Below are 12652 nucleotides of genomic sequence, written 5' to 3' on the forward strand. Positions count from 1 at the left end.
ATGCTAGATGGCGACACCTATTGACGTGAGAGGACACCCCCATGGCCAACGAGACCAGCGGCAACGGCGCAGCCAGCCCGAGCCTTAGCATCCTTGCTCAGTACACCAAGGATCTTTCCTTCGAAAATCCGGGTGCTCCGCGCTCGCTTCAGGCCCGGGAAAATGCTCCCGACATCAATATCAATGTCAACGTCAACGCCAATCCGCTGTCTGATTCGGATTTCGACGTCGTATTGACGCTGAATGCCGAAGCCAAGGATGGCGAGCGCGTTCTCTTCCATACCGAGCTGGTCTATGGCGGCGTCTTCCGCGTCACCGGCTTCCCGCAGGAACACATGCTGCCGCTGCTCTTCATCGAGTGCCCGCGCCTGCTGTTCCCCTTCGCGCGTCAGATCATCGCCGATATCACCCGCAACGGCGGCTTCCCGCCGCTGATGATCGACCCGATCGATTTCGCGCAGATGTTCACGCAGCGCATGGCCGAAGAGCAGGCCCGCGCCCAGGTTTCGGCCGTTCCGAACTAAGCCTTCACCCGCCTATCATTGATAGAAAAGAAAATGCCCGGATCAATGTCCGGGCATTTTCTTTTGGTGCCTCGAGATGCGCTTCTATTCGGAAGCGCGATATTTGGACCAGATCCCCTTCGCGCCGAGCTTGGCAATCAGCGCCGCATGGGCGGACAGTTCTTCTTCGCTCACCCTGCCCGGCAAAGGCTCGGGCCGCACGAAGACATCGACAACAATCTCCTCCCCCTCGTCATTCTGACGGGAACGCGCCGATGAACCGTTGCTGCTGCCGAGGCCGAGCGCGGTCTGCCGGCCGCCGATCATCTCGATATAGACTTCGGCAAGCAGTTCGGAGTCGAGAAGCGCTCCGTGTTGAGTGCGATGTGAGTTGTCGATGCCGTAGCGCCGGCAGAGCGCATCCAGCGAGTTCGGCCCCATGGGATGCTTGCGGCGCGCCATGGCCAGGGTGTCGATCACCATATCAGGCAGGATCGGCGGCCGGCCGAGCCGGGCGAATTCGGCATTGACGAAGCCCATGTCGAAGGTGGCGTTGTGTGCGATCCATTTGGCGCCGGCGAAGAATTCGAGGATCTGATCGGCGACATCGGCGAAGGGCGGCTTGTCCTTCAGGGACTCGTCGGTGATGCCATGCACGGCGAGTGCGTCCGGATGAACCTTGCGATCGCCTGGATTGATGAAGAGGTGCAGCGTGTTACCGGTCGGGAAATGGTTGATGAGTTCGATGCCGCCGATTTCGATGATACGGTCCGCCCTGTTGTCGAGCCCGGTGGTTTCGGTATCGAAAATGATCTCGCGCATATCAGGGCTCTCCGCCTTTTGATTCATCAGTCGGCGGCTTTTGCCGCAGGTCCGCTATGATCTCTTTTACCTGTTCGCGCGCCGCATCGATGCTCCGGCCGGTATCGATGACATAATCGGCGCGCGCCCGCTTTTCCGCGTCCGGCGTCTGGCGGGAGAGAATCATATCGAATTTTTCCTCTGTCATGCCCGGCCGGGCAAGCACCCTTTGCCTTTGAATCTGTGGATCACAGCTGACGACGACGATCTTATCCACCCTTTTGTCCGCCCCGGTTTCGAACAGCAGCGGGATATCGAGCACCACCATATCGACGCCGGCTTGCCGTTGGCGCTTGAGGAACAGGCGCTCGCGCTCCCGCACCAGCGGATGGACGATGGCCTCCAGTCGCTTGAAGCCGGAGGGATCACCCGAAAGCTGGCGGCCAAGCTCCTGCCGATCGACCATCCCATCCCTGGTCGAACCGGGGAAAGCAGCCTCGACCAACGGAACCGCCTCGTTGCTGTAGAGATCATGCACTACGGCATCGGAATCGTTCACCGGAATGCCGGCTTCGGCGAATAGTTTCGCCGAGGTCGACTTTCCCATCCCGATCGATCCCGTGAGGCCGATTCTGATCATGTGTGCCCGTCCATGTCGGCGATGATCAAGGCCCTCAGAGCCTCATCGACCACCGGGCGTTTTCCGAACCATTTTTCAAAGCCCGGCACCGCTTGATGCAACAGCATGCCAAGACCGTCGACAATGGCAAAGCCCTGCTCTTCCGCCTGCGCCAGAAGCGGCGTCTTCAGCGGCACATAGACAATGTCCGTCACGACAGCCCCATCCGCAAGGGGCGAGAAATCGATCTGCGGGGCAGCCTCGCCATCCATGCCAAGCGACGTGGTGTTGATAAACAGGCCTGCGTTCTGCATGACTTCGCGAAGTGCGGCGATAGGATGCGCGTGAACCCGGTCGCCGAAGCGATCCGCCAATTCCTGTGCCCGCTCGACGGTGCGGTTGACGACGTGGATCTCCGTGAAGCCGCGATCGCGCACGGCCTGTATGACGGCGCGGCTGGCACCGCCCGCTCCGAGGATCACGGCGCGCTCGCTGCGATCCCAGCCCGGATGGCGTTCATCGAGATTTGCCGTGAAGCCGCGACCATCGGTGTTGGTCGCGTGAAGCAACCCCTCCTCAAGCCATAGCGTATTGGAAGCGCCAAGCTCCTCAGACAATTCGTCCGGCCGGTCCGCCAATTTGAAAGCCGCCTCCTTGTGCGGGATCGTCACGTTGCCGCCGACAAAACCGCCGGAGCGCTCCTTGAGCGAAACGATGAACGCCGGAAAGTCTTCCGCGGAGACTTCATGCGCACGGTAGCTGCCGGCAAGGCCGAGCTGGCGCAGCCAATAGCCGTGGATCAGCGGCGAGCGGGAATGCCTGACCGGATAGCCCGTGACGAAGGCTTTCGGAGATTGTGTTTCACGTGAATCATCCATCGATCGCTCCCAATTCACGCAGCTGCTGGAGAAGCGGCAGCATCGGCAATCCCACTATGGTAAAATAGTCGCCATCGATCTTGGAGAAGAGTTGGATGCCCTCCCCCTCGAGCTGATAGGCACCGACGCTCGACAACGCCTTCTCGCCGACACGGGTGAGATGCCGATGGATGAAATCGGCCGATAGCTCACGCATCGTCAAGTTGGCGTGTGACACATGTTCCCAAATGATATCGCCGTTGCGCGCCAGAGCGATAGCGCTGTTGAGCCGGTGTGTCTGGCCCGACAAGATCCGCAGATGCTCTTCGGCGTCCGCGATGGTCTTCGGCTTGTGGAAGACCCGGCTGCCGAGCGACATGGTCTGATCCGAGCCGATGACGAACGAACCGGGAAAGCGATCGCTCACCTCTTTCGCCTTCGCCTTGGCCAGCACCAGAGCCACGGCATCCGGACCGGCACCATCGCGTTCCAACGGCGCTTCGATTGCGCGCTCGTCGATATCGGCGGCGATGGCTTGAAAATGCAATCCGGCATTTTCCATCAACATCCGCCGGAACGGGCTGGACGATGCAAGGATAAGGGGCACGGTCATGGCGGCTGCCTTTGAAATAGCGATGTGCAGCGCTTAGCGCAGCTTGGGGCGCAGGGCAACAATGGCGGCCGCAGTCTCTTCGATCGACCGACGCGTGACGTCGATGATCGGCCAATTGTGCCGCGCGCAGAGCGAGCGGGCATATTTCAGCTCTTCGGAGATGGCGGCGCGATCCGTGTAGTCGCCACGATCGAAGCCGGGCGTCGTGCCGAGAATGCGGTTTTCGCGCACCTGCGAAATCCGATCCGTTGTTGCCACCAGGCCTACGATCAGCGGCTTCGTCGCCCTGGCCAGGCTTTCCGGCAAAGGCATGCCCGCCACGATCGGAATATTGGCGGTCTTGATACCGCGGTTTGCAAGATAGATGCTGGTCGGCGTCTTGGAGGTGCGGCTGATGCCAATAATGACGACGTCGGCATCGTCATAATCATCGGGCATCTGCCCGTCGTCATGATCCATGGTGAAGTTCAGCGCTTCGATGCGCGCGAAGTAGTCGGCATTCATCACATGCTGCGCCCCGACCCGGCGACGCGATGCCGTGCCGAGATAGGTCTGAAAGACATTCATGACCGGCTCGAGAACATTGACGCAGGGCACGCCCATCTCCCGGCAACGCTCGTCGATGAAGTCGGCAAGCTCGCGATCGACGATCGTATAGAGGACAATGCCGGGACTGTGATCGATTGCTTCGAGTACAGGCAGAAGCTGCTTGCGATTCCGAATCAGCGGATAGACGTGCTCGATCGGCTGCGTGGCATGGAATTGAACGGATGCGGCCCGACCGGCCGAGATGAGAGTCTCTCCCGTTGAGTCAGAAATCAGGTGAAGATGAAAGAAGCTTGTTCGGTTTTCCACGCTACTTTCCATCGCCTGTTAATATCCCGGGAAAAAAAGAGGTACGAGAAGCGGCCTGTCCTGGGCAAGGGGAAAACTGCCGAGTTTTCCACATTTGGGTTTTTCGTCCGGTCGCTTTCGCGTTGCTTGTGGGCAATGTGGACAAGGTGGGAAGTTCCGCGCCTCTCCCCAACTTATCCCCAGAAAGCTTGAGAGTGCAATTCGCGGCAACCTACTCAAAAGATTAGAAGATCTGCTTTGCTTTCCACATATCCCCATAGCCGCGCGTAAATTCCTGAAAAGTTGCTGGCGTGGCGCGACAAATTGGATAGGCGATGAATGAACTTTAATCCTTGATAGTCACCGACTCTAAGAAATAGAAACCTTAAGATATATATTTGATTTTATATGGGATGATGTCTTTGACCGGTGAACGTCGGAAGATTATAAGGGTGCTGGGTGGAGAAACGGTGAGCCCTCCCCCTCTATGGCTGATGCGACAGGCCGGTCGTTATCTGCCAGAATATCGCGAGACGCGCGCCAAGGCCGGAAGCTTTCTCGATCTCTGTTATACGCCCGATTATGCTGTGGAAGTGACGCTGCAGCCAATACGCCGCTACGGTTTCGACGCCGCCATCCTGTTTTCCGACATCCTCGTCATTCCTGACGCATTGAAGCGCAATGTCCGCTTTACCGAGGGACATGGCCCCGAGATGGATCCGATCGACGAGGCAGGCATCCTGGCTTTGAAGCCGGAAGGCGTGATTGCCCATCTTGCGCCGGTCATGGAGACGGTGCGGCGGTTGCGGCGGGACCTCCCCCCCGAAACGACGCTTCTCGGCTTCTGTGGCGCGCCTTGGACCGTTGCGACCTATATGATCGCCGGTCACGGCACGCCGGATCAGGCCCCCGCCCGATTGTTCGCCTATCGTCACCCGAAGGCGTTCGAACATCTTCTGATGCTGCTCGCCGACATATCCGCCGACTATCTCGTGGCGCAGATCGATGCTGGTGCCGATGCCGTGCAGATTTTCGATTCGTGGGCTGGTGTACTCGGCGAGAAGGAATTCGAGGCCTTCGCCGTCAGGCCGGTCGCAAGGATGATCGCGTCGGTCAAGGCACGCCGGCCGCAGGCGCGGATCATCGCATTCGCCAAGGGTGCGGGCTATCAATTGAAGACCTACCGGCAGAAGACCGGTGCGGATGCGATCGGTCTGGACTGGTCGGTGCCCCTGGCTTTCGCCCAGGAGCTGCAGCAGGAGGGCCCAGTGCAGGGCAATCTCGATCCGATGCGCGTCGTTGCCGGCGGCAGGGCTTTGGAGGAAGGGATCGATGATATCCTGCAGCATCTCGGGAACGGTCCGATGATTTTCAATCTCGGGCACGGGATAACGCCGCAGGCGGACCCGGCCAATGTCGCTGCACTCGTCGAGCGCGTGCGGGGATGGAGAGGCTGATGACGACGGAGAAGCAGACGGACAAAGCTCCGGGCCAGAGAGCCGGGCGACGTGCCTATTTCATGATCCTGATCTTCGCAGCCCTGGCGATCGGGCTCTTCGCCTGGCATCCGGCCGATCTCTATCTCTGGATCAAGGCCCTTCACATTATCGCGGTGATCTCATGGATGGCCGGCATGTTCTACCTGCCGCGGCTTTTCGTCTATCATACCGATGCCGAACCTGGCTCGCAGCAATCCGAGACGTTCAAGGTGATGGAACAGCGCCTGTTGCGCTACATCATAACGCCGGCGATGATTTTGACCTGGATTTTCGGGCTCTATCTTGCCTGGTCGGTTTATGATTTCCAGGGCGGCTGGCTACATGCGAAGATAGGGCTGGTTGTCGTGCTATCAGCTGTTCATGGTCACTTCAGCAGCGCGGCGCGCGCCTTTGCCCGCGATGAGAATAAGCATTCGGCGCGTTATTGGCGTCTCATGAACGAGGCGCCGACGCTGTTGATGATCCTGATCGTCATACTTGTCGTCGTGAAACCCTTTGCGTGAGATGGGTCTTTTTTAGCGGCGGAGTTAAATTTCCTTCATTTTGCCTGCCCCCCTTGCGGGCCATAGACTGAATCGCTATTTTCCCGCCATCTCTTCTTCGTGGCATGTATCCATTCTGTCTCCCGCGAACGCCCCTATCGCGGTTCTGAATTCGAACAACATTGCCTTTCCCCTCATAAAAAAACGAGTAATTCCCTTCATGGCTGAAATGAAGCTTCAAGAACTGAAAAACAAATCCCCGACCGATCTCCTGGCCTTTGCCGAGTCGCTCGAGGTCGAAAACGCCAGCACGATGCGCAAACAGGAACTGATGTTTGCGATCCTGAAGGTGCTCGCTAGCCAGGACGTGGAAATCATCGGCGAGGGCGTCGTCGAGGTTCTGCAGGACGGCTTCGGTTTCCTTCGCTCCGCGAATGCCAACTATCTTCCCGGCCCGGACGACATCTACATCTCCCCTTCCCAGATCCGCCGCTTCTCGCTGAAGACGGGCGATACGGTCGAGGGGCCGATCCGTGGCCCGAAGGAAGGCGAGCGCTATTTCGCGTTGCTGAAGGTCAACACGATCAATTTCGACGATCCGGAAAAGATCCGTCACAAGGTCCACTTCGACAATCTGACGCCGCTCTATCCGAACGATCGTTTCCGTATGGAACTCGACGTTCCCACAACGAAGGATCTTTCGCCGCGCGTCATCGATCTCGTGGCGCCGCTCGGCAAGGGCCAGCGCGGCCTGATCGTCGCTCCGCCGCGGACCGGTAAGACTGTTCTGTTGCAGAACATCGCCCATTCGATCACCGCCAATCACCCGGATTGCTACCTGATCGTCCTTTTGATCGACGAACGTCCGGAAGAAGTCACCGACATGCAGCGCTCCGTGCGCGGCGAAGTGATTTCGTCGACCTTCGATGAGCCGGCCGTCCGGCACGTCCAGGTCGCCGAAATGGTGATCGAGAAGGCCAAGCGGCTTGTCGAGCACGGCCGCGACGTCGTCATCCTGCTCGATTCCATCACCCGCCTCGGCCGCGCCTACAACACGGTCGTTCCCTCTTCCGGCAAGGTCCTGACGGGCGGTGTCGACGCCAACGCACTGCAGCGCCCGAAGCGCTTCTTCGGTGCCGCGCGTAATATCGAAGAAGGCGGCTCGCTGACCATCATCGCGACCGCGCTGATCGATACCGGCAGCCGCATGGACGAAGTCATCTTCGAAGAATTCAAGGGCACCGGTAACTCGGAAATTGTTCTTGACCGCAAGGTCGCCGACAAGCGCATCTTCCCGGCCATGGATATCCTCAAGTCCGGTACGCGCAAGGAAGACCTGCTGGTTCCGCGCCAGGATCTCCAGAAGATCTTTGTCCTCCGCCGTATTCTGGCCCCGATGGGTACCACCGATGCGATCGAGTTCCTGATCGACAAGCTGAAGCAGACGAAGAACAATCCGGATTTCTTCGAGTCGATGAACACATAATCATTAGCCGGATTCATCGGCGGCGCCATTATGGTGGCGCCCACAATGTGATATCATCGGGTCGCCTTGGGCGGCCCGATTTCTTTTGAGGCCGTTCCCCAGAGAAGGATAATGAGCCTCCACTCGGAATCGATTCGGATGCGGACCAAATCCATGCAGGTGACCAGCGACACGATCTACGCACTCTCCAGCGGTGGCCTTCCCTCCGGCGTCGCCGTGATCCGCATCAGCGGCGCAAAGGCTCTGGAAGTCACAGAATCGCTTGTCGGACCATTACCGGCCGCGCGTCAGGCTGTTTTGAAAACGATTCGGACTCGTAACGGTCTTGTTCTTGATCGCGGTTTGGTGCTTATTTTTCCCGGGCCGAACTCGTTTACGGGCGAGGATTGTGCGGAGATTCATGTTCACGGTGGTAAAGCTGTCGTTGCCGCGCTGCTGGCTGAGCTTGCGACGTTCGAACAATGCCGCCTTGCGGAACATGGTGAATTCTCTCGCCGGGCATTGGAAAACGGCAAGATGGATCTTGTCGAGGTCGAAGGTCTAGCCGATCTCATCAGCGCTGAGACGGAGATGCAGCGGCGGCTGGCGATGGAACATGCGGCCGGTGGTCTGTCGCAGCTCTATGACGGATGGGCGGATCGCCTGACGCGCGCCCGCGCGCTGATCGAGGCGGAGCTGGATTTTGCCGACGAGGAAGATGTGCCGGGCTCGGTTTCGGATCTGGTCTGGAGCGACATGGCCAAGCTCCGCTTGGAACTGGCGGATCATCTTGCGGGAGCGGATTTCGGCGAGATCATTCGGGACGGATTGAAGGTGGTGATTGCCGGTGCGCCGAATGCCGGCAAGTCGAGCCTGATGAATGTGCTGGCGCGCCGCGAGGTGGCGATCGTTACCGAAATTGCCGGGACGACCCGTGACGTTCTGCATGTCGATCTCAATATCGATGGCTACGCCGTTAAGCTCTACGATACTGCGGGTCTGCGCGATACGGACGAAGTCGTGGAGCGTGAGGGCATTCGGCGTGCGCTGAGGACGGCCGCTGATGCCGATATTGTCCTTTCGCTGGCGGAGATCGGTGAACGGGTTCAACTGGAGTTTCCGGGATTTGTCGGCAGAGTCGTCAGGATCGGTACCAAATCCGACATTTATCCCGATGAAGCTGACGGCGACTATGAACTGCGCATCTCGTCCGCCACGGGAGCTGGTCTTGCCGAGTTGCATGCATTGCTGCTGGAGGATCTGCGAGGCCGCTCCAGTTCCCTCTCTCTGGCTTTGCCGAGCAGAACGCGTCATCGTACGCTTCTTTCGGATAGCTTAGAGGCGCTGACGGCGGCGGTTGCCTCGGCTTCGGCCGGTCTTGATATACGGGCAGAGTATCTTCGACGGAGCGCAAATAGTCTCGGCCGGATTACGGGCCGGGTAGATGTCGAGGATTTGCTGGATGTCATCTTCTCGGAATTCTGTATCGGCAAATGATTCACGTGAAACAGCGCGATCGGCACACCAGAGATAACGTTTCACGTGAAACCTTCTTGACTCCTGAAATCGCTGTGCCAAACAAGCGGCATTACGAGGACTTTGATAATGCTCGACAGAACATATGATGTGATCGTCGTGGGCGGTGGCCATGCGGGCAGCGAAGCAGCTGCTGCGGCTGCGCGCCTGGGCGCGCGTACGGCGCTTATCACCCACAAGCGCAGTACGATTGGTGTGATGTCGTGCAACCCGGCGATCGGCGGCCTTGGAAAAGGTCATCTGGTCCGCGAGATCGACGCGCTTGATGGCCTGATGGGGCGAGTGACTGACGCGGCCGGCATTCAGTTTCGCATGCTGAACCGGAAGAAGGGGCCAGCCGTCCGCGGTCCGCGAACGCAAGCTGATCGTAAGCTCTATCGCCTGGCTATGCAGGCGGAGATCGCCGCGATAGAGAATCTCGATATCATCGAAGGTGATGCATTCGATCTCGCCATCGAGCACGGGCGAGTTTCCGCAGTCACCTTGAAAGATGGCAGAGTGATCCCCTGCGGCGCCGTGGTGCTGACGACGGGGACTTTTCTTCGCGGCTTGATCCATATCGGTGACAAGAAAATTCCAGCTGGCAGGGTCGGGGAAGAACCGTCGATCGGGCTATCCGGCACTTTGCTGCGTCATGGCTTGGCGCTTGGTCGTCTGAAGACCGGCACACCGGCACGCCTGGATGGCACGACGATCGATTGGGATTCGGTCGGCCGCCAGGGTGCGGATGAAGATCCGACGCCTTTTTCCTTCATGACGGATTCCATCGTGAATCCACAGATCGAATGTGGTGTCACCCGCACGACGCCGGCGACGCACAAGATCATTGCCGACAATCTGAAGCGCTCGGCCATGTATTCCGGTCAGATCGAAGGTGTTGGACCGCGCTATTGCCCGTCGATCGAGGACAAGATCGTCAAGTTCGGCGAACGTGATGGCCACCAGATCTTTCTTGAGCCGGAAGGGCTGGATGACACGACGATCTATCCCAACGGTATATCGACGTCGCTACCCGAGGATGTGCAGGAAAGCTTCATCAGAACCATTCCGGGTCTGGAACGAGTTCGGATTTTACAATGCGGCTACGCCATCGAGTATGATCACGTCGATCCTCGCGAGCTGAAACTGTCCCTGGAAGTGGAAAAGATTCCCGGTCTTTTCCTCGCCGGCCAGATTAACGGCACAACTGGATATGAGGAAGCCGGCGCGCAGGGCCTGGTTGCGGGCCTGAATGCCGCGTGTTTTGCCTCTGGTGGTCAAGCAATCGAGCTCAGCCGCACTGAATCCTATATCGGTGTGATGATCGATGATCTTACATCGCGCGGTGTCGCCGAGCCCTATCGCATGTTCACGTCGCGCGCGGAATACCGTCTGTCGCTGCGGGCGGACAATGCTGACGTGCGCCTGACGCCGGTTGGCCTATCGATCGGATGTGTGACCGCTGCGCGTGGCGTGCGGTTCAACGCTTATCTGGAAAAGCTGGGGCAGGCTCGTAACCAGTTGAAGCAATTGAATGTGACGCCGAGTGAGGCCGAGAAGACGGGGCTGCATCTGAACAAGGACGGCCAGCGGCGCTCAGCTTACGAGCTTCTTTCTTATCCCGGTCAATCCATCGAATCGCTGTCCAAGCTTTGGCCGCAACTGCGTTCGATTGAGCGAGGTGTTGTCGAGGCCGTGGAAATCGAGGCCGCTTACGCCGTCTACATGGACCGGCAGACCGCTGATATCGTTCAGACGCGGCGCGAGGAAGAACGCCTTATCCCTGCGGAGTTTGATTTCGCCGTTCTGTCCGGCTTATCCAATGAGCTGAAGCAGAAGCTGAGCCTGGCCCGACCGAAGAATATCGCCCAGGCCTCGCGCATCGACGGGATGACGCCGGCGGCAATTTCGTTGTTGCTGGCTCATTTGAGAAAGCTGGGCAGTGTTGACGAGCGGAAGCTCGTTTCCTGATCCTGCAAGGTTTGAGAGTCCAATTATGGAATTAAACGGTGTACGTGTTTCACGTGAAACACAGGAACGTCTGCAGCATTTTGCGGAACTCTTTCAAAAGTGGGCTAAGACGATCAATCTGGTTGCGCCGTCGACTGTCGATGACCTCTGGCGGCGACATATTGCCGATAGCGCGCAGATCTTCCAACTACATCCAAAACCTGCTCACTGGGTCGACCTGGGCAGCGGGGGCGGGTTTCCGGGCGTCATTACCGCGATTCTGCTGGCCGAGCAGGGTGGAGGCCATGTCGATCTGGTCGAAAGTAACCAGAAAAAAGCGGCCTTTCTCAGGGTTTGTCTACGTGAATGCGGCGCTCGTGGCACAGTTCATGCCGTCCGGATCGAAGAGGCTCCAGCGACTATTCAGAACTGCGATGTGATCTCCGCGCGCGCCCTTGCGGAACTGGACATGTTGCTGGACTACGCCGCACCGTGGGTGGAGCGCAACGAAAATATACGTCTCTTGCTCCATAAAGGCCGGGATTACGAGCGCGAGCTTCAGAAAGCCCGTGGTCGTTGGGGATTCGATCTGTTAAAACACCAGAGTGTCGTTGAGCGGGATTCTGTTATTCTGGAGTTAAGCCGCCTTCGGCGCCTGATTTAACCATAAATTGGATGTGCGGCAGATGATCGGCGAGCGAAATCGGATTATTACCATCGCAAATCAGAAGGGCGGCGTTGGCAAGACGACGACCGCGATCAATCTGGCCACGGCCCTCGCCGCGATCGGCGAGCGCGTGTTGATCGTTGATCTCGATCCGCAAGGCAATGCCAGCACCGGCCTGGGCATCGAGCGACGAAATCGGAAGCTTTCATCCTATGACATTTTGACCGGTACGCATACGATCCTGGAAACCGTGCTGGAGACTGCTGTACCGAATCTCTTTATCGTGCCATCGACAATGGACTTGCTTGGCGTCGAGATGGAAATTGCGCAACAGCCGGATCGCGTCTTTCGGCTTCGACGTGCGTTGTCCGGTTCGGACGCCCTCGCCTTCTCTTATATATTGGTCGATTGCCCGCCCTCTTTTAATTTGTTAACCATGAATGCCATGGCGGCCGCACACTCGGTGTTGGTACCGCTGCAGTGCGAGTTCTTCGCTCTTGAAGGCCTTAGTCAATTGCTTGAGACGGTGGATCAGGTTCGGCGTACCGTCAATCCATCGCTCGACATTCAGGGCATCGTGTTGACAATGTTCGATTCCCGCAACAATCTCGCGCAGCAGGTCGTGAACGACGTTCGCACGCATTTGGGTGAAAAGGTCTACCATACGTTGATTCCGCGCAACGTTCGCGTGTCCGAGGCCCCTTCTTATGGCAAGCCGGCAATTCTCTACGACCTGAAATGCGCGGGCAGCCAAGCTTATTTGCAGTTGGCGTCGGAAGTGATTCAAAGGGAGAGGCAGCGTAAGGCTGCAGCCTGATATAATATTTGTTCCAGGGTGAGTATCGGC

Annotated in this window: 13 protein-coding genes; 8 read left to right on the forward strand and 5 right to left on the reverse strand. The window is 58.3% G+C overall.

Annotation, left to right across the window (positions count from 1 at the left end):
- Window positions 1-41 precede the first annotated feature (41 nt).
- Entirely contained in the window at window positions 42-524 is a 483-nt protein-coding gene (gene secB, locus FHT29_RS29865) for a protein-export chaperone SecB (protein WP_037195603.1), read from the forward strand.
- Window positions 525-608: 84 nt separating this feature from the next.
- Here the strand turns inward: secB and dnaQ are convergent, their stop codons facing one another.
- From dnaQ to FHT29_RS29890, 5 genes are read right to left on the reverse strand one after another with little or no spacing between them, the layout of a single operon-like run.
- Window positions 609-1325 (reverse strand): DNA polymerase III subunit epsilon, encoded by a 717-nt coding sequence (gene dnaQ / locus FHT29_RS29870; protein ID WP_037195605.1) that lies wholly within the window; start codon window positions 1323-1325, stop codon window positions 609-611.
- 1 nt (window position 1326) lies between these two features.
- A complete protein-coding gene (gene coaE / locus FHT29_RS29875; protein WP_037195607.1) occupies window positions 1327-1944 on the reverse strand; it encodes a dephospho-CoA kinase in 618 nt (205 codons plus the stop codon).
- On the reverse strand, window positions 1941-2801 hold the full coding sequence (locus tag FHT29_RS29880) for a shikimate dehydrogenase (RefSeq protein WP_168600825.1): 861 nt from the start codon (window positions 2799-2801) through the stop codon (window positions 1941-1943). The genes coaE and FHT29_RS29880 overlap by 4 nt, the downstream gene beginning before the upstream one ends.
- Window positions 2794-3393, reverse strand: coding sequence for a Maf-like protein (locus tag FHT29_RS29885; RefSeq protein ID WP_168596406.1), 600 nt, complete (start codon window positions 3391-3393; stop codon window positions 2794-2796). The genes FHT29_RS29880 and FHT29_RS29885 overlap by 8 nt, the downstream gene beginning before the upstream one ends.
- A 33-nt stretch (window positions 3394-3426) precedes the next feature.
- Window positions 3427-4248, reverse strand: coding sequence for a pyruvate, water dikinase regulatory protein (locus tag FHT29_RS29890; protein ID WP_037195616.1), 822 nt, complete (start codon window positions 4246-4248; stop codon window positions 3427-3429).
- A 401-nt stretch (window positions 4249-4649) separates the two neighbouring features.
- On the opposite strand from FHT29_RS29890, the gene hemE reads away from it, so the two are divergent.
- The 7 genes from hemE to FHT29_RS29925 all read left to right on the forward strand — a co-directional run bounded on the left by hemE (window position 4650) and on the right by FHT29_RS29925 (window position 12622).
- Window positions 4650-5684, forward strand: a complete 1035-nt coding sequence (hemE, locus tag FHT29_RS29895) for a uroporphyrinogen decarboxylase (RefSeq protein WP_168600826.1) — start codon at window positions 4650-4652, stop codon at window positions 5682-5684.
- Complete coding sequence (gene hemJ / locus FHT29_RS29900) at window positions 5684-6229, forward strand: protoporphyrinogen oxidase HemJ (protein WP_168600827.1); 546 nt, start codon at window positions 5684-5686, stop codon at window positions 6227-6229. Before hemE ends, hemJ begins: the two co-directional genes overlap by 1 nt.
- A 199-nt stretch (window positions 6230-6428) precedes the next feature.
- Entirely contained in the window at window positions 6429-7694 is a 1266-nt protein-coding gene (gene rho, locus FHT29_RS29905) for a transcription termination factor Rho (protein ID WP_092573064.1), read from the forward strand.
- Window positions 7695-7832: 138 nt separating this feature from the next.
- Window positions 7833-9170: a tRNA uridine-5-carboxymethylaminomethyl(34) synthesis GTPase MnmE gene (mnmE, locus tag FHT29_RS29910; protein WP_246703179.1), complete on the forward strand. Its 1338-nt coding sequence runs from the start codon at window positions 7833-7835 to the stop codon at window positions 9168-9170.
- A 108-nt stretch (window positions 9171-9278) separates the two neighbouring features.
- Window positions 9279-11159, forward strand: coding sequence for a tRNA uridine-5-carboxymethylaminomethyl(34) synthesis enzyme MnmG (mnmG, locus tag FHT29_RS29915; protein ID WP_168600828.1), 1881 nt, complete (start codon window positions 9279-9281; stop codon window positions 11157-11159).
- Between the two features lie 25 nt (window positions 11160-11184).
- Window positions 11185-11802 carry a 16S rRNA (guanine(527)-N(7))-methyltransferase RsmG gene (gene rsmG / locus FHT29_RS29920; protein WP_113084806.1) on the forward strand — a complete coding sequence of 206 codons (618 nt, stop codon included), beginning with the start codon at window positions 11185-11187 and terminating at the stop codon, window positions 11800-11802.
- Between the two features lie 22 nt (window positions 11803-11824).
- The gene (locus tag FHT29_RS29925) at window positions 11825-12622 is read left to right on the forward strand and encodes a ParA family protein (protein ID WP_037195627.1); all 798 of its coding nucleotides are present in this window, start codon (window positions 11825-11827) and stop codon (window positions 12620-12622) included.
- The last annotated feature ends 30 nt before the right edge of the window (window positions 12623-12652 follow it).

It is taken from the genome of Rhizobium sp. SG741, from assembly GCF_012275435.1.
Taxonomy (GTDB): domain Bacteria; phylum Pseudomonadota; class Alphaproteobacteria; order Rhizobiales; family Rhizobiaceae; genus Rhizobium; species Rhizobium lusitanum.